This is a genomic window from Kluyvera sichuanensis (genome assembly GCF_040930405.1).
GTDB classification, from domain to species: domain Bacteria; phylum Pseudomonadota; class Gammaproteobacteria; order Enterobacterales; family Enterobacteriaceae; genus Kluyvera; species Kluyvera sichuanensis.
In genome coordinates this window covers 3,402,264-3,426,457 of sequence record NZ_CP162271.1, presented here as the reverse complement: position 1 = coordinate 3,426,457, position 24,194 = coordinate 3,402,264, and the positions used below count along the sequence as shown (strand labels likewise).

General features: G+C 57.0%; 23 protein-coding genes. 16 read left to right on the top strand and 7 right to left on the bottom strand.

The window, feature by feature from the left end:
* The first annotated feature begins 191 nt into the window (after nt 1-191).
* Entirely contained in the window at nt 192-1,463 is a 1,272-nt protein-coding gene (locus AB2B48_RS16555; protein ID WP_368299637.1) for an acid phosphatase, read from the top strand.
* Here the strand turns inward: AB2B48_RS16555 and AB2B48_RS16550 are convergent, their stop codons facing one another.
* Complete coding sequence (locus tag AB2B48_RS16550; protein WP_368299636.1) at nt 1,464-2,357, bottom strand: LysR family transcriptional regulator; 894 nt, start codon at nt 2,355-2,357, stop codon at nt 1,464-1,466.
* 115 nt (nt 2,358-2,472) lie between these two features.
* Here AB2B48_RS16550 and AB2B48_RS16545 point away from each other — a divergent pair, with 115 nt between their 5' ends.
* The 3 genes from AB2B48_RS16545 (at nt 2,473) to rsmJ (ending at nt 5,976) form a co-directional block, all read left to right on the top strand.
* Nucleotides 2,473-3,087 carry a LysE family translocator gene (locus AB2B48_RS16545; RefSeq protein ID WP_368299635.1) on the top strand — a complete coding sequence of 205 codons (615 nt, stop codon included), beginning with the start codon at nt 2,473-2,475 and terminating at the stop codon, nt 3,085-3,087.
* Between the two features lie 85 nt (nt 3,088-3,172).
* Nucleotides 3,173-5,215, top strand: coding sequence for an oligopeptidase A (prlC, locus tag AB2B48_RS16540; RefSeq protein WP_185667389.1), 2,043 nt, complete (start codon nt 3,173-3,175; stop codon nt 5,213-5,215).
* Between the two features lie 8 nt (nt 5,216-5,223).
* Nucleotides 5,224-5,976 (top strand): 16S rRNA (guanine(1516)-N(2))-methyltransferase RsmJ, encoded by a 753-nt coding sequence (gene rsmJ / locus AB2B48_RS16535; RefSeq protein ID WP_368299634.1) that lies wholly within the window; start codon nt 5,224-5,226, stop codon nt 5,974-5,976.
* A gap of 122 nt (nt 5,977-6,098) precedes the next feature.
* On the opposite strand, the gene AB2B48_RS16530 is transcribed toward rsmJ, so the two are convergent.
* Nucleotides 6,099-7,298 carry an NAD(P)/FAD-dependent oxidoreductase gene (locus tag AB2B48_RS16530; protein WP_368299633.1) on the bottom strand — a complete coding sequence of 400 codons (1,200 nt, stop codon included), beginning with the start codon at nt 7,296-7,298 and terminating at the stop codon, nt 6,099-6,101.
* A gap of 233 nt (nt 7,299-7,531) precedes the next feature.
* On the opposite strand from AB2B48_RS16530, the gene AB2B48_RS16525 reads away from it, so the two are divergent.
* Nucleotides 7,532-8,038 (top strand): RrF2 family transcriptional regulator, encoded by a 507-nt coding sequence (locus AB2B48_RS16525; protein ID WP_185667386.1) that lies wholly within the window; start codon nt 7,532-7,534, stop codon nt 8,036-8,038.
* An 88-nt stretch (nt 8,039-8,126) separates the two neighbouring features.
* Here AB2B48_RS16525 and uspA read toward each other — a convergent pair whose 3' ends face one another.
* Nucleotides 8,127-8,564, bottom strand: coding sequence for a universal stress protein UspA (gene uspA, locus AB2B48_RS16520; protein ID WP_035894835.1), 438 nt, complete (start codon nt 8,562-8,564; stop codon nt 8,127-8,129).
* A 382-nt stretch (nt 8,565-8,946) separates the two neighbouring features.
* On the opposite strand from uspA, the gene uspB reads away from it, so the two are divergent.
* Nucleotides 8,947-9,282 (top strand): universal stress protein UspB, encoded by a 336-nt coding sequence (gene uspB, locus AB2B48_RS16515; RefSeq protein WP_185667385.1) that lies wholly within the window; start codon nt 8,947-8,949, stop codon nt 9,280-9,282.
* A gap of 55 nt (nt 9,283-9,337) precedes the next feature.
* Here uspB and pitA read toward each other — a convergent pair whose 3' ends face one another.
* The gene (pitA, locus tag AB2B48_RS16510) at nt 9,338-10,825 is read right to left on the bottom strand and encodes an inorganic phosphate transporter PitA (RefSeq protein ID WP_185667384.1); all 1,488 of its coding nucleotides are present in this window, start codon (nt 10,823-10,825) and stop codon (nt 9,338-9,340) included.
* Between the two features lie 230 nt (nt 10,826-11,055).
* Between pitA and AB2B48_RS16505 the strand changes: the two genes are divergently transcribed.
* On the top strand, nt 11,056-12,246 hold the full coding sequence (locus AB2B48_RS16505; protein ID WP_368299632.1) for an NAD(P)/FAD-dependent oxidoreductase: 1,191 nt from the start codon (nt 11,056-11,058) through the stop codon (nt 12,244-12,246).
* 4 nt (nt 12,247-12,250) lie between these two features.
* On the opposite strand, the gene AB2B48_RS16500 is transcribed toward AB2B48_RS16505, so the two are convergent.
* Nucleotides 12,251-13,114: a LysR family transcriptional regulator gene (locus tag AB2B48_RS16500; protein WP_368299631.1), complete on the bottom strand. Its 864-nt coding sequence runs from the start codon at nt 13,112-13,114 to the stop codon at nt 12,251-12,253.
* 96 nt (nt 13,115-13,210) lie between these two features.
* On the opposite strand from AB2B48_RS16500, the gene AB2B48_RS16495 reads away from it, so the two are divergent.
* The 9 genes from AB2B48_RS16495 to AB2B48_RS16455 all read left to right on the top strand — a co-directional run bounded on the left by AB2B48_RS16495 (nt 13,211) and on the right by AB2B48_RS16455 (nt 22,799).
* Nucleotides 13,211-13,720, top strand: a complete 510-nt coding sequence (locus AB2B48_RS16495; protein ID WP_185667536.1) for a phenolic acid decarboxylase — start codon at nt 13,211-13,213, stop codon at nt 13,718-13,720.
* 383 nt (nt 13,721-14,103) lie between these two features.
* Nucleotides 14,104-15,243: a UDP-4-amino-4-deoxy-L-arabinose aminotransferase gene (gene arnB, locus AB2B48_RS16490; RefSeq protein WP_368299630.1), complete on the top strand. Its 1,140-nt coding sequence runs from the start codon at nt 14,104-14,106 to the stop codon at nt 15,241-15,243.
* 1 nt (nt 15,244) lies between these two features.
* Nucleotides 15,245-16,225 (top strand): undecaprenyl-phosphate 4-deoxy-4-formamido-L-arabinose transferase, encoded by a 981-nt coding sequence (gene arnC / locus AB2B48_RS16485; RefSeq protein WP_220440208.1) that lies wholly within the window; start codon nt 15,245-15,247, stop codon nt 16,223-16,225.
* The gene (arnA, locus tag AB2B48_RS16480) at nt 16,225-18,210 is read left to right on the top strand and encodes a bifunctional UDP-4-amino-4-deoxy-L-arabinose formyltransferase/UDP-glucuronic acid oxidase ArnA (RefSeq protein WP_368299629.1); all 1,986 of its coding nucleotides are present in this window, start codon (nt 16,225-16,227) and stop codon (nt 18,208-18,210) included. The genes arnC and arnA overlap by 1 nt, the downstream gene beginning before the upstream one ends.
* Nucleotides 18,207-19,109 (top strand): 4-deoxy-4-formamido-L-arabinose-phosphoundecaprenol deformylase, encoded by a 903-nt coding sequence (gene arnD / locus AB2B48_RS16475; protein ID WP_185667377.1) that lies wholly within the window; start codon nt 18,207-18,209, stop codon nt 19,107-19,109. The genes arnA and arnD overlap by 4 nt, the downstream gene beginning before the upstream one ends.
* Nucleotides 19,106-20,761 (top strand): lipid IV(A) 4-amino-4-deoxy-L-arabinosyltransferase, encoded by a 1,656-nt coding sequence (gene arnT / locus AB2B48_RS16470; protein ID WP_368299628.1) that lies wholly within the window; start codon nt 19,106-19,108, stop codon nt 20,759-20,761. Before arnD ends, arnT begins: the two co-directional genes overlap by 4 nt.
* Complete coding sequence (arnE, locus tag AB2B48_RS16465) at nt 20,758-21,096, top strand: 4-amino-4-deoxy-L-arabinose-phosphoundecaprenol flippase subunit ArnE (RefSeq protein WP_220440211.1); 339 nt, start codon at nt 20,758-20,760, stop codon at nt 21,094-21,096. The genes arnT and arnE overlap by 4 nt, the downstream gene beginning before the upstream one ends.
* Nucleotides 21,096-21,485, top strand: coding sequence for a 4-amino-4-deoxy-L-arabinose-phosphoundecaprenol flippase subunit ArnF (arnF, locus tag AB2B48_RS16460; protein WP_333012713.1), 390 nt, complete (start codon nt 21,096-21,098; stop codon nt 21,483-21,485). The genes arnE and arnF overlap by 1 nt, the downstream gene beginning before the upstream one ends.
* Before the next feature lie 123 nt (nt 21,486-21,608).
* Nucleotides 21,609-22,799: an MFS transporter gene (locus AB2B48_RS16455; protein WP_368299627.1), complete on the top strand. Its 1,191-nt coding sequence runs from the start codon at nt 21,609-21,611 to the stop codon at nt 22,797-22,799.
* A 33-nt stretch (nt 22,800-22,832) separates the two neighbouring features.
* Here AB2B48_RS16455 and AB2B48_RS16450 read toward each other — a convergent pair whose 3' ends face one another.
* Nucleotides 22,833-23,390, bottom strand: a complete 558-nt coding sequence (locus tag AB2B48_RS16450) for a DcrB family lipoprotein (protein WP_185667372.1) — start codon at nt 23,388-23,390, stop codon at nt 22,833-22,835.
* 72 nt (nt 23,391-23,462) lie between these two features.
* Nucleotides 23,463-24,128 (bottom strand): 7-cyano-7-deazaguanine/7-aminomethyl-7-deazaguanine transporter, encoded by a 666-nt coding sequence (locus tag AB2B48_RS16445; RefSeq protein WP_368299626.1) that lies wholly within the window; start codon nt 24,126-24,128, stop codon nt 23,463-23,465.
* Between the last annotated feature and the right edge of the window lie 66 nt (nt 24,129-24,194).

Here is a 24,194-nt window from a genome sequence, read left to right as displayed (position 1 = left end):
GTGCGGATATTCCGGGAATTAAACAAGATAGCTGACAGTTTACCGCAGATCCGGGCAGATTACCGCTGTAGCGCGGCGTCGTTTCCATTTGTGGCAATAATGTTGCAAAACATGAACGTGTCATAAAAACGTCAAGTGACGGGTTTAGCGTCAACGGCAGGCAAGGTAATTGTTTGAATAAAAGGAAAATAATGAAACTGCAAATCACACTGCTGGCCGCTGCGATGGCGCTGGCGATGCCGGTACTGGCAAAAGACGTGTCCGTGAATCAGGCGGCGGCTATCGCTAACACCGTTACCCCAACGGCGGTCAGCCCGGCGTTTGATGCGCTGGAAGGGCAATCACTGACGGCGCTGCGCGCGGCGCTGAAAGGGGACGCGCCGACGCTCACCCGTGACCAACTGGAAAAAGCGAAACAGAACAAAACGCAGGCCGATAAAGCCTGGCTGAAGGCCAGCGGCTATGACTTCCAGACCAAAGCTAACCAGCAGGCGGGTATCGCGCTGCTCTCAGCATTCAGTAGCCTGCCGGAGACGGTGGTGAAGCAGAACCTGGCAACGGTGACCGATATTAACCGTGATGCGACCCAAACCGCCCGCCACCAGGCGCTGGCGGATGCGGAAGGCATCAACCACCTCTACTTCCTGAGCGACGCAATGGGCCCACGGCTGGGCAAAGCGTTTATCGCCGCTTACGACAAAGGTGAACTCAGCAAAGCCGCGGCGCTGATTAAAGCCTCCGAAGTGAGCACCAGCGCGGCGAAGAAGCACTTCAATAATCCGCGTCCGTTCCTGATTCAGGGCAACACCATTCACCTCGTGCCGGACGACGTGGTGATTAAAGATAACCATCCGTATACCGCCGACGGCGGCTCGTTCCCGAGCGGACACACCAATACCGGCTACACCGACGCGCTGCTGATGGCGGAGATGATCCCGGAGCGTTTTGACGCGCTGGTGACCCGCGGCGCGCGCTATGGTTACTCGCGTATCGTGCTCGGCGTGCACTACCCGCTGGACGTGATGGGCTCCCGTATGGTGGCGCAGCGTAACGTCGCTCACTACCTGAACGACGCGAAGTACCGCGCACTGTTTAACGAAGCTCGAGACCAACTGCGCGCGGCGCTGGAGAAAGAGTGCGGTACGACGCTTGCGGAGTGCGCAAAAACGGTAGGCAAAGATGACCCGTACCGCGACCCGGCGATGCGTGACTTCTATCGCTTCACCATGACCTACGACCTGCCGCAGCAGAAGGGTGAAAAACAGAGCATTACGGTGCCGCAGGGCGCTGAAGTGCTGCTGGAGGCGGCGCTGCCGAATCTCTCTGCCGCACAGCGTCGCGCGCTGATGGTGAAAAGCGCGCTGCCGGCGGGCTACCCGCTTTCAGGCACCACCGCCGACCAGCAGTTCTGGCAGCGTCTGAACCTGCCTGCCGCCTATGAAATGGCGAAAAAGCCGCACTGATTAGCGCAGCATATTGAGGGAAGGCGGTACCGGCTGCGGTATCGCCTTTTTTATATGCGCATAAAGCCTGTCGATATCCGGGGTCTGCGACGACGCCTGTGGCCACACCAGCCAGTAGCTATCCCCCGTGGCCACGGCATCGTTAAAAGGCAGTGTCAGCAGCCCGCTGGCGAGCGCCTCCTGGCTCAGCAGTAAGTCGCCAATCGCCACGCCGTGTCCACCAATCGCGGCCAGATAGCCCTGCTCAAGGGTATCGAAGACCTTGCCGCGCGCGGTATTCAGCGTCGGGAATTGCCCGGTTCGTTTTAGCCAGCGTCGCCAGTCACGGCGATCCGGGGAGGGATGAATCAGCTCGCAGCGCTCGAGATGTTCCCTGGCCTGCGCGGTGAGCCCAGGGGCGCAGATAGGTACCAGCCACTCCTCAAACAGCAACAGACTTTGCGTCCCGGAACCAAATTGGCCGTCGCCCAGTAAAATCGCGCAGTCGTAGGGTTCGTGGCTGAAATCAACCGTGTCGGTATCCATCCACACGCTGGAGAGCGCGATTTGCGGTGAGGTGAGCGGTTGCAGCGCTGCCAGCAGCCAGCGCATGGTTAGCGTGGAGGGCGCCTTTAAGCGAAGCTCGCGGCGACGGCGGCCAAAGGCCTCACAGGCCCGCTCCAGACTTTGAAAACCTTCGCTGAGCTGCGTTGCCAGCGCTTGTCCGGCGTCGGTCACGGTGACGCGCGGCCCGTGTCGCTGAAAAAGGGCGCAGTCAAACCACTGCTCCAGCGTGCGGATATGGCGGCTCACCGCGCCAGGCGTGACGTTGAGTAATTCAGCGGCTTTGCTGAATGAACCTAAGCGAGCGGCGGCTTCAAAAGCGCGCAGAGCGTACAGCGGGGGTAGCGACATGGTGATTATCTATTGTGAGTTTTACTCACATTGAAGCGTAGTTTTTTCCGTTTTTCAACGCGCCTACCCCGCCGAATAATGGCGGGCACTGGCTTATTCATCGAAGGGAAAAACCATGAATCTAACGTTACTTGCCGCCTATATGCTGGCGGTACTATTGCTGCTGGCAACGCCCGGCCCGGTGGTGGCGCTGGTTACGGGAACCGCCGCACGTGAAGGCAGTCGCCGGGCGTTTATCACGGTGATAGGCACCAACGCCGCGTCTCTGGTGCTGATTGTGCTGGCAGCCTTGATGCTGCTCGGTGTGGTGGCGTTGTCGCCGGTCATGCTGTCTCTGCTGGGCGTTCTTGGCTCACTTTATATCGGCTGGAGTGCCGTCAGTAGCCTGATGCACAAAGCGCAGGGTGTCGAGGCAGTACCCGCGCGCGGCGGCCTGCTGAAGGGCTTTCTGGTCGGTATTTCAAACCCAAAGGACATTCTCTTTTTTGTCGCCTTCTTCCCGCAGTTTATTGCCGTCACGGACGACTTTACCCTGAGCATGCTGACGCTCTCGCTGGTGTGGGTGGTGTTTGATATTACCGTTCTGTCGCTCTATATCCTGACGGTTCAGCGCGTGTTGTCGGGAAGGTATGCTCTCCGCCTTGAACGCCTCTCAGCGCTGTTTTTACTGGCGGTTGCGCTGTTCGGCATTGTTTACAACGTCGGTGAAATGAGTACCCACTATCATTGAAATTCCCCCAACTATCCCCCATTCTAGATCTATCGCTAAAGCGCCGCTGAGCGCTTCATTTCTTTCTTAGACCAGGACTGCGCATATGACCAATCCATTACTGACCCCCTTCGACCTACCGCCGTTTTCCCAGATTCAGCCCGAACATGTTGTCCCTGCCGTGACCAAAGCACTGAACGACTGTCGTGAGAATGTGGAGCGGGTAGTCGCGCAGGGCGGGCCGTATAGCTGGGAAAACCTCTGCCAGCCGCTGGCAGAAGTGGACGACGTGCTGGGGCGCATCTTCTCGCCAGTGAGCCACCTGAACTCGGTCCAGAACAGCCCGGAACTGCGTGAAGCCTATGAGCAGACGCTGCCGCTGCTGTCGGAATACAGCACCTGGGTCGGTCAAAACGAAGGGCTGTACAACGCCTACCGCGACCTGCGTGACGGCGATAACTACGCCACCTTGAACACCGCACAGAAAAAAGCGGTCGATAACGCGCTGCGTGATTTTGAATTGTCCGGAATCGGCCTACCGAAAGAGAAACAGCAGCGCTACGGCGAAATTGCGACCCGCCTGTCCGAGTTGGGCAACCAGTACAGCAACAACGTGCTCGATGCCACCATGGGCTGGAGCAAGCTGGTGACCGATGAAGCCGAACTCTCCGGCATGCCGGAAAGCGCGCTGGCCGCGGCGAAAGCTCAGGCTGAAGCCAAAGAGCAGGAAGGTTACCTGCTGACGCTGGATATCCCGAGCTACCTGCCGGTGATGACCTACTGCGACAATCAGGCACTGCGTGAAGAGCTGTACCGCGCCTACTCCACTCGCGCCTCCGACCAGGGGCCAAACGCCGGTAAGTGGGATAATACCCCGGTAATGGAAGAGATTCTGGCGCTGCGCCACGAGCTGGCTCAGCTGCTGGGCTTTGAAAGCTACGCCTTTAAATCGCTCGCCACCAAAATGGCGGAAAACCCACAGCAGGTGCTCGACTTCCTGACGGATCTCGCCAAACGCGCTCGTCCGCAGGGTGAAAAAGAGCTGGCCCAGCTGCGCGCTTTCGCCAAAGCTGAATTTGGCGTCGACGAACTGCAGCCGTGGGATATCGCCTACTACAGCGAAAAACAGAAACAGCATCTCTACAGCATCAGCGATGAGCAGCTGCGCCCATACTTCCCGGAAAATAAAGCGGTTAACGGTCTGTTCGAAGTGGTTAAGCGCATTTACGGCATCACCGCTAAAGAGCGTACCGACGTTGACGTCTGGAACCCGGAAGTGCGCTTCTTCGAGCTGTATGACGAAAGCAACGAACTGCGCGGCAGCTTCTACCTCGACCTGTACGCCCGTGAACACAAGCGCGGCGGGGCGTGGATGGATGACTGCGTCGGCCAGATGCGTAAACTCGACGGCACGCTGCAAAAACCGGTCGCCTACCTGACCTGTAACTTTAACCGCCCGGTGAACGGCAAACCGGCGCTGTTTACCCATGACGAAGTGATCACCCTGTTCCATGAGTTCGGCCACGGCCTGCACCACATGCTGACCCGCATCGAAACTGCCGGTGTGTCCGGTATCAGCGGGGTGCCGTGGGATGCGGTCGAGCTGCCAAGCCAGTTTATGGAAAACTGGTGCTGGGAGCCGGAAGCGCTGGCGTTTATCTCCGGCCACTATGAAACCGGCGAACCGCTGCCGAAGGAACTGCTGGATAAAATGCTGGCGGCGAAAAACTACCAGGCCGCGCTGTTTATCCTGCGTCAGCTGGAGTTCGGTCTGTTCGACTTCCGCCTGCACGCCCAGTACAACCCGCAGCAGGGTGCGAAAGTGCTCGAAACGCTGGCCGAAATCAAGAAACAGGTCGCCGTGGTACCAGGCCCAACCTGGGGTCGTTTCCCACATGCCTTCAGCCACATCTTTGCCGGTGGCTATGCGGCGGGCTACTACAGCTACCTGTGGGCCGACGTGCTGGCGGCAGATGCCTTCTCTCGCTTTGAGGAAGAGGGGATCTTCAACCGTCAGACTGGGCAGTCGTTCCTCGACAACATCCTGACCCGCGGTGGTTCTGAAGAACCGATGGCGCTGTTCAAACGCTTCCGTGGCCGTGAGCCTCAGCTGGATGCAATGCTTGAGCATTACGGGATCAAAGGCTGATTGTTGTCGTGAAAATCTGCTTAATTGATGAAACGGGCGCCGGAGACGGCGCCTTATCTGTTCTTGCTGCCCGCTGGGGGCTGGAACAGGACGACGACAACCTGATGGCGCTGGTGATGACCCCGGAGCATCTGGAACTGCGTAAACGCGATGAGCCCAAGCTTGGCGGTATCTTCGTCGATTTTGTCGGCGGGGCGATGGCGCACCGACGCAAATTCGGCGGCGGTCGCGGTGAAGCGGTGGCGAAAGCCGTGGGCGTGAAAGGCGGTTATCTGCCGGACGTGGTGGATGCGACGGCGGGGTTGGGGCGCGATGCGTTCGTGCTGGCCTCCGTTGGTTGTCGCGTGCGGATGCTGGAGCGTAACCCGGTGGTGGCGGCGCTGCTCGACGACGGCCTGGCGCGTGGCTACGCGGACCCGGAGATCGGCCCGTGGTTGCAGGAGCGGCTACAGCTAATTCATGCGTCCAGCCTGACGGCGTTAACCGATATCAGCCCGCGTCCGCAGGTGGTGTATCTTGACCCGATGTTCCCGCATAAGCAGAAAAGCGCGCTGGTGAAGAAAGAGATGCGCGTGTTTCAGTCGCTGGTGGGGCCGGATTTGGATGCGGATGGTTTACTGGAACCGGCGCGTCAGTTGGCAACCAAACGCGTGGTGGTGAAACGCCCGGATTACGCCCCGCCGTTGGCGGACGTGGCGACGCCGAATGCGGTGGTCACCAAAGGGCATCGGTTTGATATTTATGCGGGGAAGGCGGAGTAATTTTACCCCTCACCCTAACCCTCTCCCCAGGGGGGAGAGGGGACCGATCGTGCGGTTTGCACCCTCTGCTTTCTCCCTCGCCCCTTTGGGGAGAGGGCCGGGGTGAGAGGGCTTGCACAATCTTAAACAAACGGTGCCAGCGGATCCGCAATCTCAAACGCCACCGCACGATCCGCTTTCGGCGGATAAATCAGCTCGCTGACAATCGACACTTTCAGCTTCTTCGCCTCTTCACGCTTGAGCTTCACCTGCTGATCCCAGCCTTCGCTATACACCGCACCCCATGCGCCCAGATCCAGACAGGTCACATACATCTCCTGGCGATACGGCAGCGGTGCTACGTCCAGCACGCTTGCCGCGGCGTTGTTCCCGGCAAATTTGCCCAGCAGAATGGCGTGCTGGCAGGTCATCAGCGCGTGGTTGCCTTTGTCATCGGTCGCGGCGTAAGCCACATCGCCAGTCGCGTAGATATCGTTATGGCCCAGCACCTGCAGGTTGCCGTTGACGTGCAGACGCCCCTGACGGTCGCGCGGCGCATCAATCTGTGCGGTCAGCCCGTTGGCCTGTACGCCGACGGTCCAGATAACGGTTTGCGAGGCGATAACCTGGCCATCTTTCAGCGTGACGCCGGAGGCATCCACGCTCTCCACTTCCGCGTTCACCAGCCACTCCACGCCCAGTTCGGCGGAGGCTTCGATAATCACGTCGCGTAATTCCTGGCTCCAGCGGCCGCCCGGCTGCGCGCCGCGCTCAACTACGACAACTCTGGTCTTAGCATCTTCACCCAGAATTTCACGCAGACGGCCAGGAAGCTCCAGCGCCATCTCAATCCCGGTGAAGCCACCGCCGCACACCACCACGGTGTTACGCGCTTCGCTCTCAGGCTGCCCGGCCAGATCTTTCAGATGCTGTTCCAGTACCGTTGCGCTTTCCAGCTGATCGAGGTCGAACGCGTGCTCGGCGGCACCGGCAACGATATCGCGGTTGACGTGGCTACCGCTGGCAAGTACCAGGCGGTCGTAGCGGCGCAGGCGCACTTCGCCGTTCTCATCTTTCCAGCTCACCTCTTTCGAGGCCGGAAGGATCTGCTCAACGGTACCGCGCAGGAACTTAACGCCGGTGACGTCGAACAGCGGTATCAGTGGGGAAACCAGCGTCTGAACGTGGCTTTCATAAAAACGCGGACGCACGCGCAGCTCTGGCTGTGGCGCAATCACCGTAATATCAACGGCCTGCTGGTGTTTGTCTGCCAGACGCGCGGCGCTCAGCGCTGCCCACATACCGGCAAAACCGGCACCGACGATCAGAATTTGTTTACGCATTAGGTTTGTCTCACTGGTGACTACGATTAATTGACTCGGATTTTATTGGTCGTAGTTAAAGATTGCAACGTGATTCGCTTCAGCAAACGTATCAGAAGACACATTTTTAAATTATCTATTTGATATTTAATTAATTAAATTTTTATGTGTTCAGTATTTATGCTTGCTATCTGGAATGCATTCGATGAAAAAGCTACAATAACTCAGAATAATTTTGGCTGAGATAAGAGCGCATGGCATTCTACAGTTCTGGGGTTGAGTACGGCATACATAGTCTGATGTGCATGGTGGACGGCAAAGGTGACGCCCGCGATATGAGCGTGCGTGAAATTGCCGAACTGCAAAGCGTGCCCTACGACTATCTGGCCAAAATCTTTACTCGCCTGTCGAAGGCCGGGCTGGTGCGCAGCATCGAAGGGAAGGGCGGCGGTTTTCAGCTGGCGAAACCGGCTGAAGACATTACGGTGCTGGACGTGGTCAACGCGATCGATGGCGATAAGCGTATTTTTGAGTGCCGGGAGATTCGTCAGCGCCTGGCGGTGTTTGATGAGCAGCCGCCGGAGTGGGCCTGTGAAGGTATCTGTGGCGTGCGTTCGGTGATGGACATGGCGCAGCAGCGGATGGAAGAGGCGCTAGGCCAGCATACGATTCTGGACCTGGCGCGTAAGATGTACCGCAAAGCACCGGATACGTTCGTGGTAGAGGTACAAGAGTGGATTGCCGGGCGGAAAAACGCGTGAACTCAGTAGCCCGGCCGAACGCAGTGGCGCCGGGGAAAACCCCCCGGAGTCGGCGCTGGTGCGCCTCGTCCGGGCTACTAAATCAGATTTACTCTTCTTCGTCGTCACGCAGTGGAACAATCAGCATATCAACGTGAACGGTGTTGATCAGCTGACGAGCAGAAGACATCAGTTTGCTCCAGAAATCCTGGTGATGACCGCAAACAACCAGGTCCATATCGTATTTCTTGATAGCATCAACCAGCACCTGACCCAGGTCGCCGCTACCGCTCAGGGTTTCGGTGATAGGGTAGCCCGCACCGGTAGAGAGTTCGCTCAGCGCGTGATGGGTCTCTTCAGAGATACGTTTCTGCATATCGCCCAGATTGACATCAATCAGCCCGGTGTAGAGATCGGAATAGTTCACGTCAACGTGAATCAAAGAGACTTTCGCATTGTAAGGGCGAGCCATTGATACCGCTTTCTCCACCAGAACTTTGCTTTCTGGTGAAAGGTCGACGGCGATAAGAATGTGTTTGTAAGCCATAGTGTTACTCCTTCCATAAAGTTGTCGATGACTGTTGGACCAGACAGCCCATGCGCTGTCCCTTGCCCGCGTCCTGCGTGCTATCTGCGCGGGGTTTGCCCTTAAAGACCTAATTGTAGAAGATATTTCTACCTTATAGTGGCCTTGGGGCGCCGTCAATGCATCCGGTTCGCCAATTAGTTAAACAAATTTTTCAATCTTACGTATTGATAACGATTAACCTTGTGGTAAAAAATTTAACTGATCTTCTACACTATTTAATGAGCCGATCGAATAAATAAACGTGATCGGAATCGCACTCTTTTACTGAGGTGTTGGTGGGAAATTGGGGAGCGGTATGCCCTGGGGGATATCTCTAAGGGCTGGTCGCCGGGGAGGAGTTATGATCAGCACGATTGCGCTGTTTTGGGCCCTGTGTGTCGTTTGTGTGGTGAATATGGCACGTTACTTCTCGTCACTACGTGCGCTATTGGTGGTACTACGAGGTTGCGATCCCTTGCTCTATCAGTATGTCGATGGCGGTGGCTTTTTCACCTCCCACGGCCAGCCGGGCAAGCAGATGCGCCTGGTCTGGTACATTTACGGGCAGCGTTACCTCGACCATCACGACGATGAGTTTATTCGTCGCTGCGAACGCGTTCGCCGTCAGTTTATTTTGACCAGTTCGCTCTGTGGATTGGTGGTCATCAGCTTAATTGCGTTGATGATTTGGCACTAAGTAAAAAAAACGGGCCAGTTTCCTGACCCGTTTTTATGTTTTTATCGCCGCTGACTTAGATAAGCTTCAGCGAGATCCAGTACAGCACGCCGGACAGAATGATAGAGGCCGGCAGGGTGAAGACCCAGGCCATCAGAATGTTGGTCACGGTTTTACGCTGTAACCCGCCGCCATCAACCAGCATGGTACCCGCCACGGAAGAGGAGAGTACGTGCGTCGTGGAGACCGGCATCCCGGTATAGCTTGCCAGACCGATGGACACCGCAGAGGTCATCTGTGCGGACATACCCTGAGCGTAGGTCATGCCTTTCTTACCGATTTTTTCACCGATAGTGGTGGCAACGCGACGCCAGCCGATCATGGTACCAATGCCCAGTGCCAGTGCGACCGCCATAATAATCCAGATTGGCGCGTACTCAATGGTGCTCAGCATGTCGGTTTTCAGCTTCTTCAACAGACGCTGATCGTCGGCATTCACTTCCGGCATCTTGGCCACTTTATCGGTGGTATCAGAGATGCAAAGCATGATACGACGAAGTTGACCGCGCTGCTCTACCGAGAGTTTATCGTAGCTCTCGATTCCCGACAGCATCGCCTTGGTACGCTCAAGCGCGTTCATGGTGTTAGCCGGGTGGCAATGGAACTCGGTGGCTTCCAGCGCTGCAGGGGTTAACGGGTCAGCGCTGTTCTGGACTTTCAGCAGCAGTTCAGGGCGCTGCTGGAAGAACGTTTCAACGTTGTTGACCGCATCGCGGGTACGCGTGATTTCGTAGCCGGAAGCGTTCATGTTAACCACGAAGCCTGCCGGAGCAACGCCAATCAGTACCAGCATCACCAGACCAATGCCTTTCTGACCGTCGTTCGCGCCGTGGGAGAATGCCACGCCAATCGCGGAGAGGATCAGAGCAATACGGGTCCAGAACGGCGGCTTTTTCTTACCGTCTTTCTTTTCACGTTCAGCAGGAGTCAGGTGGATACGAGCGCGTTTTTTGGTGCCGCTCCAGAAACGACGCAGCAGGAAAATCAGACCGCCAGCAAAGACCAGACCCACAATTGGTGACACGATCAACGAGGCGAAAATGTTAATCACTTTCGGGATGTTGAGGGCATCAACCACGGACGTTCCGGTCATCATCGCATTGGTTAAACCAATACCGATAATGGCACCGATAAGCGTGTGGGAGCTGGACGCAGGCAGACCAAAATACCAGGTGCCGAGGTTCCAGATAATAGCCGCCAGCAGCATGGAAAAGACCATGGCGAGGCCGTGAGCGGAGCCCATATTGAGCAACAGATCCGTCGGCAGCATATGCACGATGGCATAAGCTACACTCAGGCCGCCCAACAGAACGCCGAAGAAGTTAAAGATCGCAGCCATCGCCACAGCAAGCTGTGAGCGCATAGCACGAGTATAAATTACGGTAGCCACTGCGTTAGCCGTATCGTGGAAGCCGTTAATCGCTTCGTAGAAAAGAACAAACAACAGTGCCAGTACTAACAACAGCCCGGTATGTAAATCCAGACCAGCAAACAAATGTAACATAGGACGTTACGCCATTTTGAGGACATGAACGCGCGGCATTATCAGGGACATTGGCGGCGCGGGCAAAGTGAAATCTCTATTTTTTTTGATATTTGTCCATACTATTTTAAAGGTCAGAAAGAATTATTTATTTTGTATCAATCAGATAAGTCGGGTTTGTCGATATTTCACTGGTACGACTTCGGTGAAAAATTTACAATTCCCGACAATACCTAAGTTGAGGATAGTGCGTGGAAAGGTTTGATGCCATTGTAGTAGGTGCCGGAGCGGCAGGAATGTTTTGTGCCGCCATGGCGGGGCAAGCTGGGCGCCGCGTTTTGCTGCTGGATAACGGTAAAAAACCGGGGCGTAAAATCCTCATGTCCGGCGGCGGTCGCTGCAATTTTACTAACCTTTATGTCGAACCCGCGGCATATCTGAGCCAGAACCCGCATTTCTGCAAATCTGCGCTGGCGCGCTATACCCAATGGGACTTTATCGACATGGTCGGCAAGCACGGTATTGCCTGGCATGAAAAGACCCTCGGGCAGCTTTTCTGCGATGACTCCGCCGATCAAATCGTGGCGATGCTGGTCGCCGAGTGCGAAAAGGGCAACGTGACCACGCGCCTGCGCAGCGAAATCCTGAGCGTCACCCGCGACGACGAAGGCTACACCCTGCAGCTCAACGGCGATCAAGTGTCGGCGGATAAGCTGGTGATTGCCAGCGGCGGCCTGTCGATGCCGGGCCTTGGGGCGACGCCGTTCGGTTATAAGGTTGCCGAGCAGTTTGGTCTGAAGGTGCTGCCTACCCGCGCGGGCCTGGTGCCGTTTACGTTGCACAAGCCAATGCTCGAACAGCTACAGGTGCTTTCCGGCGTGTCGGTGCCGTCGGTCATCACCGCGCAGGACGGCACGGTGTTCCGCGAAAGTCTGCTTTTCACCCACCGTGGCCTATCTGGCCCCGCAGTGCTGCAAATCTCAAGCTATTGGCAGGCGGGCGAGTTCGTGAGCATTAATTTACTGCCGGATATCGACCTGGCAGACTTCCTCGACGTCCAGCGCGCCGAGCATCCGAACCAGAGCCTGAAAAATACGCTGGCGATGCAACTGCCGAAACGGTTGGTTGAATGCCTGCAACAGCTTGGGCAAATTCCTGACGTCACCCTTAAGCAGCTGAACGTTCGCGAGCAGCAAACGCTGGTCGATACCCTGACCGACTGGCGCGTACAGCCTAACGGCACCGAAGGCTATCGCACGGCGGAAGTCACTCTGGGCGGCGTGGACACCAATGAACTCTCTTCACGCACCATGGAAGCGAAGAAAGCACCGGGGCTGTACTTTATCGGCGAAGTGATGGACGTGACCGGCTGGCTGGGCGGCTATAACTTCCAGTGGGCGTGGTCCAGCGCCTGGGCCTGTGCGCAGGCGCTGGCGGAATAATGGATTAATGCTGCTGACTAAAAAGCTGTAATAGCATCTCCACCTGTTCATCCAGCGGGGCTAAATCCCGTTTGACGATCAGATGCAACGGCGTGGCGCGCCGTACGCCGTGGCTGAGCGGCAGCGTCTTTAAAATCCCCTGCGCCAGCTCATTCTGAATTCTCTCCTCCGGCAGCCAGCCGTATCCCACCTGATACATCACCGCGTCAATCGCGGCATCAATGGTTGAAAAGGTCCACGCGTCGCGCCCGGCCTGGTTGTCGCTGTCGTTATCGGCAATGCGGATCAGCGGCCAGGGGCGCAGTTGTTCGTCGTTGAGCGGGCCTTCCTGGTTGAAGAGGGGATGATCGCGATGGGCGACGGCGACAAAATCGATATTCATCAGCCATTCACCGCGCCCGGTGATGTCCTGACGGCGGGTCAGCACCATCACGTCCGCCTCGGCCTGAATCACATCGTTACCGCTGGCGTTCTCCAGCACTTCGGTTAAGCGCACCTGCGTTTGCGGATAGCGCTGCTGAAACTGGCGCAAAATGGCGAATAGCCGCTCGCGTGGGAAAATACTGTCGACCACTAAATCCAGCCGGGTGCGCATGCCTTCACGCAGCGTGGCGGCGCGGGTCTCTACCCAGGCGAAGGCCTTGAGTAGCGGTTTGACCTGCGCGAGCAGCAGCTCACCGGCCGGGGTTAACACTGCCCGGCGGCCTTCCGGGATCAGCAGCGCCACGCCAAGCCTTTCCTGCAATAGCGCCAGGTTGTAGCTCACCGACGACTGGCTACGGTGAGTCTCTTCAGCCGCTTTGGCAAAGCTACCCAGCGCCACCACCTTCTCCAGCAGTGCCCATTGTTCCAGCGTCGTTTTATGCATAATTGATTTAAAAAGTAGATTGGTTTCATTGAAACATAGCGTTATTCATTTACTTTTTAAAGCAATAAGATCTCTGCATCGACACAAGGAGATTTCATTATGAGCAACTTTGATAAACACGATCTGAGCGGTTTCGTTGGTAAACATCTGGTCTATACCTACGACAACGGCTGGAACTACGAGATTTACGTGAAAAACGACCACACCCTTGATTACCGTATTCACAGCGGCATCGTGGCGAATCGTTGGGTGAAAGATCAGCAGGCCTACATTGTTCGCGTTGGCGAAAGCATCTATAAAATTTCCTGGACCGAGCCGACCGGTACCGACGTCAGCCTGATTGCGAATCTGGGCGACAAACTGTTCCACGGCACCATCTTCTTCCCACGTTGGGTGATGAACAACCCGGAAAAAACCGTCTGCTTCCAGAATGAGCACATTCCGCTGATGAACGCCTACCGTGATGCGGGCCCGGCATACCCAACGGAAGTGATTGATGAATTTGCGACCATTACCTTCGTACGCGACTGCGGGGCCGATAATGACAGCGTCATTAACTGCGCGGCGAGCGAATTGCCAAAAGATTTCCCTGCTAATTTACGCTAGGGTTTACCAGCGCCCTACGCGTTATTTATTACACTAATATGCAACGGATATTAAAACGGATCATAAATAAAGTCTTTGTTTAGAAAATGTTGAATTATGTGAACCAAAGCCCAGCTGCAATGCAAGCTGGGCTTTTTTTTACAAAAATTCAGCGAGAACAATGACCTTTATAAGGTATTGATTTTGTTTATTAATCATTTATTGTGCGAATGCGCATTTCTTTCTTAATCTTATCCTAAGATAACACTGATACTTTTACCGCAATTCAATGTTGTAGGTTTAATTATCACATCTATCTATTCCTGATTTTAACAACATCGCGATAGCACCGTTTTATTCACGAATCAGGCGTACTCATTTGCGTTATAGGGTAAGGAACATTCATGAGTGATTTTCTGCCGTTTTCACGTCCCTCTATGGGCGAGGCGGAGTTCGCAGCGCTGAAAGAGGTGCTGCAATCTGGTTGGATCACCACCGGGCCAAAAAACCAGGCGCTGGAAGAGGCGTTTTGCGCCCTGACGGGCAACCGTTTCTCGATTGCCGTGAGCTCCGCTACCGGTGGTATGCACGTCACGCTGATGGCCCTCGGTATTGGTCCTGGCGATGAAGTTATCACCCCTTCGCAAACCTGGGTTTCCACCCTCAATATGATCGTGCTGCTGGGCGCTACGCCGGTAATGATCGATGTCGATCGTGACAATCTGATGATTACCCCTGAGGCGGTTGAAGCGGCGATTACCCCGCGTACCAAAGCCATCATTCCCGTGCACTATGCCGGCGCGCCTGCGGATATCGATGGTATTCGCGCGGTCGCTGAACGTCACGGTATTCCGATGATTGAAGACGCGGCGCATGCGGCGGGTACCTACTACAAAGGCCATCATGTTGGCTGGCAGGGAACGGCGATTTTCTCCTTCCACGCCATTAAAAACATGACCAGCGCTGAGGGTGGGCTGATTGTCACCGACGACGAACAGCTGGCAAACCGCATTCGCAGCCTCAAATTCCACGGTCTCGGCGTTGATGCCTATGACCGCCAGACCCATGGCCGCGCTCCGCAGGCGGAAGTGATTAGCCCGGGCTTTAAGTACAACCTGGCCGACATCAACGCCGCCCTGGCGCTGGTTCAGTTGGGCAAATTAGGGTCGGCCAATCAACGTCGCAACGATATTGCGCAGCGCTACGTGCAGGAACTGGCCGACACGCCATTCCAGCCGCTGGCCGTACCGAGCTGGCCGCACCTGCACGCCTGGCATCTGTTCATTATTCGCGTGGACGAAGCGCGCTGCGGTATCAGCCGTGATGCGCTGATGGAGCAGCTCAAGGCGCAAGGCATTGGCACCGGGCTGCACTTCCGCGCGGCGCATACGCAGAAATATTACCGCGAGCGCTTCCCGGAACTCTCCCTGCCGAATACCGAATGGAACAGCGCGCGTATCTGTTCATTACCTCTTTTCCCGGATATGACCGATGACGACACCTCCCGTGTCATTACGGCGCTCCACCAGTTAGCAGGCCGTTGATATGTTTGAGTACCCGTTAGTCAAGAAAGTCTCCGTCGTGATCCCGGTCTACAACGAGCAGGATAGCCTGCCGGAGCTTCTCCGCCGTACCGACGCGGCCTGCGCGACCCTGAATCGTGACTATGAAATTCTGCTGGTTGATGACGGCAGCAGCGACGACTCCGCACGCATGCTGGTTGAAGCGGCAGAAGCCCCGGAAAGCCACATTGTGGCGGTGCTGCTGAACCGTAACTACGGCCAGCACTCGGCGATTATGGCGGGCTTCAGCCACGTCACCGGTGACTTGATCATCACCCTTGATGCTGACCTGCAAAACCCGCCGGAAGAGATTCCGCGGCTGGTCGAAAAAGCGGATGAAGGCTATGACGTGGTTGGCACCGTGCGTCAGAACCGTCAGGACAGCATCTTCCGTAAAACCGCCTCGAAGATGATTAACCGTCTGATCCAACGGACCACCGGTAAAGCGATGGGCGACTACGGCTGCATGCTGCGCGCCTATCGCCGCCACATCATCGACGCGATGCTCAACTGTCATGAACGCAGCACCTTTATCCCGATTCTGGCGAACACCTTTGCTCGCCGCGCCGTGGAGATCCCGGTGATGCACGCCGAGCGTGAGTTCGGCGACTCGAAATACAGCTTTATGCGCCTGATCAACCTGATGTACGACCTGGTGACCTGTTTAACCACCACGCCGCTGCGTCTTCTGAGCGTGGTCGGCAGCGTCATCGCCGTGCTCGGCTTTGCCTTCTCCATTCTGTTAGTGGTGCTGCGCCTGGCGCTGGGCCCGGAATGGGCGGGGGACGGGGTGTTCATGCTGTTCGCCATTTTATTCATGTTTATCGGGGCCCAGTTTATCGGCATGGGTCTGCTCGGGGAGTATATCGGCCGCATCTACAACGACGTGCGCGCCCGTCCTCGTTACTTTATTCAACGTGTTGTTCGCCAGGAAAATCTGGAATCTGAAGAGGAAAATCGTTAATGAAAGCTGTTGTATTTGCCTATCACGACATGGGTTGCACCGGTATTCAGGCACTGCTGGACGCCGGATACGACATTGAGGCGATCTTCACTCATCCGGATAATGCCGGTGAAAACAACTTCTTTGGCTCCGTTGCCCGTCTGGCGGCCGAGCAGGGCATTACCGTCTATGCGCCGGAAGATGTGAACCACCCGCTGTGGGTTGACCGTATTCGTGCGATGGCACCGGAAGTGATTTTCTCCTTCTACTATCGCAACCTGCTGAGCGACGAGATTCTCAATCTGGCACCAAAAGGCGCCTTCAACCTGCACGGCTCGCTGCTGCCTGAATACCGAGGCCGCGCGCCGCTGAACTGGGTGCTGGTGAACGGTGAGAAAGAGACCGGCGTTACCCTGCACCGCATGACTAACCGCGCTGATGCGGGCGACATTGTGGCGCAGCAGACCGTCACCATCGCTGATTCTGATGTGGCGCTGTCGCTGCACCGTAAGCTGTGCGCGGCTTCCCAGACTCTGCTGGGCGACGCGCTGCCAAAAATTCGCAGCGGTCAGACTCAGGAACGTGCGCAGGACGATACTCAGGCAACCTACGTGGGTCGTCGTACCCCAGATGATGGCCGCCTGATCTGGGAAAAACCAGCGCAGGAACTGCACAACCTGGTGCGCGCGGTGAGCGATCCGTGGCCGGGCGCGTTTGGCTATGTCGGCACCAACAAATTTATCGTCTGGAAATCCCGCGTGCGTACCGATATGGCCGCCGCGAAGCCAGGTACCGTGCTGTCCGTGGCTCCACTGGTGGTTGCCTGCGGTGAAGGCGCGCTGGAAATCGTTACCGGTCAGAGTGCTAACGGCGTTTACATGCAGGGTACTCAGCTGGCGCCAGCGATGGGCCTGGTGGCCGGTGCGCTGCTCTCCAGCCGTCCGTTTGTGGCGGTGAAACGTCGTACTCGCGTGCTGATTCTGGGCGTGAACGGCTTTATCGGTAACCACCTGACCGAACGCCTGCTTGAGGACGACAACTACGAGATTTACGGCCTGGATATTGGCTCTGACGCCATCAGCCGCTTCCTCGACTGCCCGCGCTTCCACTTTGTGGAAGGTGACATCAGTATCCACTCCGAGTGGATCGAGTACCACATTAAGAAATGCGACGTGGTGCTGCCGCTGGTGGCGATTGCCACCCCTATCGAATACACCCGTAACCCGCTGCGCGTGTTCGAGCTGGACTTCGAAGAGAACCTGAAGATTATTCGCGACTGCGTGAAGTACAACAAGCGCATCATCTTCCCATCGACTTCCGAAGTGTACGGCATGTGCACCGACGCCAACTTCGATGAAGACACCTCCAACCTGGTGGTGGGGCCAATCAGCAAACAGCGTTGGATCTACTCGGTTTCCAAGCAGCTGCTGGACCGCGTGATTTGGGCCTACGGCGACAAAACCGGCCTCAAGTTCACCCTGTTCCGTCCGTTTAACTGGATGGGCCCGCGTCTGGATAACCTGAACGCTGCGCGTATTGGCAGCTCCCGTGCGATCACCCAGTTGATCCTCAACCTGGTTGAAGGTTCACCGATCAAACTGATCGAAGGCGGCAAGCAGAAACGCTGCTTCACCGACATCAGCGACGGTATCGAAGCGCTGTTCCGCATCATCGAAAACAAAGATGGCCGCTGCGATGGGCAGATCATCAACATCGGCAACCCGGACAACGAAGCCAGCATCAAAGAGCTGGCGGAAATGCTGCTCGACTGCTTCGAACGTCACCCGCTGCGCGACCGCTTCCCGCCGTTTGCTGGCTTCCGTGAAGTGGAAAGCAGCGACTACTACGGCAAAGGCTATCAGGACGTTGAGCACCGTAAGCCGAGCATCCGTAACGCCAAACGTTGCCTTGATTGGCAGCCGACGGTAGAAATGCAGCAGACCGTTGAAGAGACGCTGGACTTCTTCCTGCGCACGGTTGAACTGACGGATGAAAAATCATCATGAAAAAAGTAGGTTTGCGCGTTGATGTGGACACCTTTCGCGGCACTCGCGAGGGCGTACCACGGCTGATGGCGGTGCTCAAAAAGCACCGCGTACAGGCCAGTTTTTTCTTCAGCGTCGGGCCGGATAACATGGGGCGCCACTTGTGGCGCCTGGTAAAACCGAAGTTCTTGTGGAAGATGCTGCGCTCGCGCGCGGCATCGCTGTATGGCTGGGATATTCTCCTCGCCGGCACGGCCTGGCCTGGACGACGTATCGGTGCGGCGAACGCGGAGATTATCCGCAGCGTTGCGCAGGTGCATGAAGTCGGGCTCCACGCCTGGGATCATCACCGCTGGCAGCAGTGGAGCGGCGTGTGGAAAGAGCAGCAACTGGTAGAAGAGATTGGGCGCGGCTTGCGTGAGCTGGAGTCTATTCTCGGCCGTCCGGTCTCCTGTTCTGCGGTGGCGGGCTGGCGTGCGGATCAGCGCGTGGTGAAGGCCAAAGAGTCCTTTGATTTTCACTACAACAGCGATTGTCGCGGCACGCAACCGTTTCTTCCACAGTTGGCTAATGGGGAGATGGCTACCGTGCAGATCCCTGTTACTCTGCCAACCTGGGATGAAGCCGTCGGCACCGTGGTCAGCGCGGAAGGCTATAACCGCTGGCTGCTGGAGCAGATCCGCAAAGATACCGGTACGCCGGTTTATACCATTCATGCAGAGGTTGAAGGCGGTGTATGCGCCGAACAGTTCGATTATCTGCTGACCCTGGCGGCGCAACAGGAAATTCTGTTTTGCCCGCTGAGCCAGCTTCTTCCGGATGACTTCCGTCAGCTCCCGGTCGGGAAGGTGGTACGGGGAGAGTTGGCTGGCCGTGAAGGCTGGCTTGGTTGCCAACAACTATTGAGCCCCGATGTATGAAATCCCTTCGCTACGGTATTTCGTTAGTTGCATTGTTCGTTCTTTACTACCTTCTGCCCCTCAACTTCCGGTTGCTGTGGCAGCCGGATGAAACCCGCTACGCCGAGATCAGCCGTGAAATGCTGGCCACCGGCGACTGGGTTGTGCCGCACTTCCTCGGCCTGCGTTATTTTGAAAAGCCGATTGCGGGCTACTGGATCAACAGCATTGGTCAGTGGCTGTTTGGGCATAACAACTTTGGCGTGCGCTTTGGCTCGGTGTTCTCTATCACCGTATCTGCGCTGCTGGTGGCCTGGCTTGCCTGGCGTATCTGGCGCGACAAGAAAGTGGCGGTGTTCTCCGGGGTTATCTTCCTGACGGCGTTCCTGGTCTACAGTATCGGCACCTACGCGGTGCTCGACCCAATGATTACCCTGTGGATGACCCTGGCGATGTTCAGCTTCTGGCTGGCGGCGTCGGCGAAAACCACCGGTGAACGCTTCTGGGGCTACGTGCTGCTCGGTATCGCCTGCGGCATGGGGGTGATGACCAAAGGGTTCCTGGCGCTAGCGGTGCCGGTCATCGGCGTGCTGCCGTGGGTTATCGCCCAGAAGCGCTGGCGGGAAGTCCTTATCTGGGGCTGGCTGTCGGTGCTGGTGTGCGTGCTCACCGTGCTGCCGTGGGGGCTGGCGATTGCGCAGCGTGAAGGTGACTTCTGGCGCTACTTCTTCTGGGTCGAGCATATTCAGCGTTTTGCTCAGAGTGACGCTCAGCATAAAGCGCCGTTCTGGTATTATCTGCCGTTCCTGATTGCCGGGAGCCTGCCGTGGCTGGCGCTGCTGCCGGGCGCGTTGAAGCTCGGCTGGCGCGATCGTCAAGGCCAGGGCAGCGCGTTCTATCTGTTGGGCTGGATAGTGATGCCGTTCCTGTTCTTCAGCATCGCAAAAGGCAAGCTGCCGACCTATATTCTGCCGTGCTTTGGGCCGTTGGCGATGCTGATGGCGCGCTATGCGGTGGATGCGGCAAAAGTGGGTGCGAAGGCGCTGCGGATTAATGGCATCATCAACATCGCCTTCGGCGTGGTGGGTTTGGTGGCGGTGGTTGTTGTGTCGCCGTGGGGGCCGATGAAGCACCCGGTGTGGATGCAGATTGAGCTGTATAAGTGCGTGCTGGCGGCGGTGGCGTTCTTTGTCTGGGCGCTGATGGGCTGGTTGTCTATCAAGTCGACTACGCCGCGCTGGACGCTGGCGGCACTCTGCCCGATGGGGTTAGCGCTGCTGGTGGGCTTTGCGATTCCTGACCGCGTGACCGACAGTAAGCAGCCGCAGTTCCTGGTGGATATTGTGAGCGAGTCGCTGACTCCAAGCCGCTACGTACTGAGCAACAACGTCGGTATCGCCGCAGGGCTTGCCTGGGAACTGAACCGCAGCGACGTCATCATGTATTCGCAGACGGGCGAGCTGAAATACGGTCTTTCCTATCCGGATGCTAAAGGGCGCTTTATCTCCAGTGAAGATTTCCCACAGTGGCTGGAAGCGCATCGCCAGGAGGGGCCAATCTCTCTGGTACTGCAGCTGCAGCGCAATACCAGAGTGGTGGATCTGCCGTTGCCAAAACCGGATGAGGTGTATGTGATGGGTCGTACCGCGTTTATTCAGTACCGTCCGCAATGATCACCTGGGCCTGCCTGCTGCTCGCCAGCTTATTGAGCTGTGCCGGGCAGCTATGCCAGAAACAGGCTACGCGCCCGGCACCCGCCGGGCAGCGTGGGCGTCATCTGATGACCTGGCTTGGGCTCGCGCTGGCGATGCTCGGGCTGGGGATGCTACTGTGGCTGCTGGTGTTGCAGCAAATCCCGGTCAGCGTGGCCTACCCAATGCTGAGCCTGAACTTTGTCTGGGTGACGCTGGCGGCCCGTACTATCTGGCGTGAGCCGGTCAGCCGCCGTCACTGGGCGGGCGTTGGGCTGATTATTGTCGGCATTATGTTGCTAGGGAGCAGCGCCTGATGGGGCTTATCTGGGCATTAATGAGCGTTGGGCTGGTAAGCGCCGCCCAACTGACGCTGCGGGTGGCGATGACCACGCTGCCACCGGCGGAACAGCCGCTGGCGTTCCTGCTCCACCTGCTGCATTTCGGCGACGGCACGCTGGCGCTTTTCCTCGGCCTGTTCGGCTATGTTGCGTCGATGGCCTGCTGGTTCTTCGCCCTGAAGCGCCTGCCGCTGGCAAAAGCCTACGCCTTATTGAGCCTGAGCTACATGGTGGTGTGGTGTGCCGCTATCTGGCTACCCGGCTGGCATGAACCCTTCTCCTGGCGCGGCCTGCTGGGCGTCATAGTCATTATCTCGGGTGTTATCACCATCTTCTGGCCAAACAAACCTTCCCATACCCCGTAGCCCGGCCAAGCGCAGCGCCGCCGGGGTTAGCTCCGTGCTTCCACCGGGGGCGGCGTAAACGCCTCGCCCGGGCTACAAAATGTGCAATAATGCTTTTTTCGTTGCATCTATAAGGGATTATCTATGCCAGCAGCTGACGCCGAGGAATCGCTTAGCGGCCTGCGCCTCAACCTGCGTATTGTCTCCATCGTTATCTTCAACTTCGCAAGCTACCTCACCATTGGCCTGCCGCTGGCGGTGCTGCCCGGCTATGTCCACGATGTCATGGGATTCAGCGCCTTCTGGGCGGGGCTGGTTATCAGCCTGCAATATTTCGCCACGCTGCTAAGCCGCCCGCATGCCGGGCGCTATGCCGACCTGCTGGGGCCAAAACGAATTGTGGTGATGGGGCTGTGCGGCTGCTTCCTCAGCGGGTTGAGCTACCTGCTGGCAGCAACGGGCAGCGGCTGGCCGCTGCTCAGTCTGGTGCTGTTGTGCCTGGGACGCGTGATCCTCGGTATCGGCCAAAGCTTTGCCGGTACTGGCTCGACGCTCTGGGGCGTGGGTGTCGTGGGTTCGCCGCATATTGGCCGGGTCATCTCATGGAACGGGATTGTTACCTATGGCGCGATGGCGATGGGCGCGCCGCTTGGCGTGGTGTGCTACCGCTACGTTGGTCTGGAGGGGTTGGCATTGGCAATTATGGCGGTAGCCGCCGTCGCCATTCTGTGCGCGCTGCCGCGTGCAGAAGTGAAAGCGAAAAAGGGCAAACCGATGTCTTTTCGCGCGGTGCTGGGGCGCGTCTGGCCTTATGGTATGGCGCTGGCACTGGCTTCCGCGGGCTTTGGGGTAATCGCCACCTTTATCACCCTGTTTTATGACGCGAAAGGCTGGGACGGCGCGGCGTTTGCGCTCACGCTCTTTAGCTGTGCGTTTGTGGGAACGCGTCTGCTGTTCCCGAACGGCATTAACCGCCTGGGCGGCTTGAACGTAGCGATGATCTGCTTTTCGGTGGAGATTGTCGGCCTGCTGTTGGTGGGGGTGGCTGATACGCCAATGATGGCAAAAATCGGCACCTTCTTGGCCGGGGCGGGATTCTCGCTGGTGTTCCCGGCGCTGGGCGTGGTGGCGGTGAAAGCCGTGCCGCAGCAGAATCAGGGCTCTGCGCTGGCAACCTATACCGTGTTTATGGATCTATCGCTGGGTATTACCGGGCCGTTAGCCGGGCTGATGATGGCGTGGATGGGCATTTCGACGATTTACATTGCCGCCGCAGGGCTGGTAGCGGTGGCGCTGCTGCTGGGGTGGCGGCTAAAAAAACGGCCTCTGGCGTAAGCACGCGAGAGGCCGTTTATCGGTCAGCAAAACTTAGTTGATGACCAGCGTATTGATGATTTTCTCAGCGTCAGACTGCGCCTGCTGCTGGTTGTCCGCTGGCAGCGTGATCTGCATGGTCAGCAGCTTGCCATCGATTTTACCCAGTACGACGGAAGAGTACGCGGTCTGCCCTTTAGCAGAGATGATGCTGTCGAGCTGCTGCAGCGTGTGGCCCTTCACGTCGATAGATTTATTGGTCACCACCTGCAGCTGCGGGTCGCGGCTGCGCTGCTGATCTTCAAGACGTTTTGCCAGCACCGCTAAATCTTCGGTGGTGTCGTCGCCAACGATGACGATGACCGCTTTCATGCCGGTGGCGTCAGAGTAGACGTGCATGTTGTTGCTCTGGGTGCCCAGCTTACCGCTCTGGTCGGTCATCCCGGCCGGCAGCGTAAAGTTCAGCTTACCGTCTAACAGATTGATTGCCTGACCTGCGGCATCGCTTGCGGCTGCAGAACCTTGTGCAGGGGTGCTGGTGTCGCTGTTGTCACAGGCCGCAAGGCCCATTACCAGCAGGCCAATACCAGCATATTTCACCAATTTGCGCATTGACATCTTCCTTTCGATAAATAGCCATAACGGCTCATCTGCGTATCTTATCACAACCCGTGTAATGAACTCTCAACCTGGCTGCATTGCTGACAAATCAGATTTATCTGCCAGCCTTTTCAATAGCATATTCAGCAGCACGCCGTACATCGGCAGGAAGAAAACAATGCTGATCAGCACTTTAAAGCAGTAGTCCACGAGGGCGATTTCTACCCAGTGCGTCGCCATAAACGGGTCGGTGCTGCGCCAGAAAGCGATAAAGAAGAACGCCTGGGTATCGCTGATGTTACCAAACAGCGTGGAAGCCGTTGGTGCGAGCCACCAGTGGCGGCTTTGACGCAGGCGGTTGAACACGTGCACGTCAAGGATCTGCCCCAGGGCATAGGCCATAAAGCTCGCCGCGGCGATACGGGCTACGAACAGGTTAAAGTGCGCCAGCGCGCCGAAGCCCTGCCATTCGCCCATATAGAACAGCGATGAAATCACGTAGGAGATCAGTAGCGCCGGGGCCATCACCGCGAAAACGATACGGCGAGCCAGCGGGGCGCCAAAAATCCGCACGGTCAGGTCGGTTGCGAGGAAGATAAACGGAAAGCTAAACGCGCCCCAGGTGGTGTGGAAGCCGAATATAGAAATCGGCAATTGCACCAGATAGTTACTGGAGGTGATCACCAACAGGTGAAATAGCGATAGCCAAACCAGCGCATGACGGCGCTGTAGAGCGGTAAAGAGAGTCATATTGTACCTTTTTAGTGGTTGGGGTGAGGGAACCCAATAAGTCTGCAAGCCTGTTGCAGGGGCGAA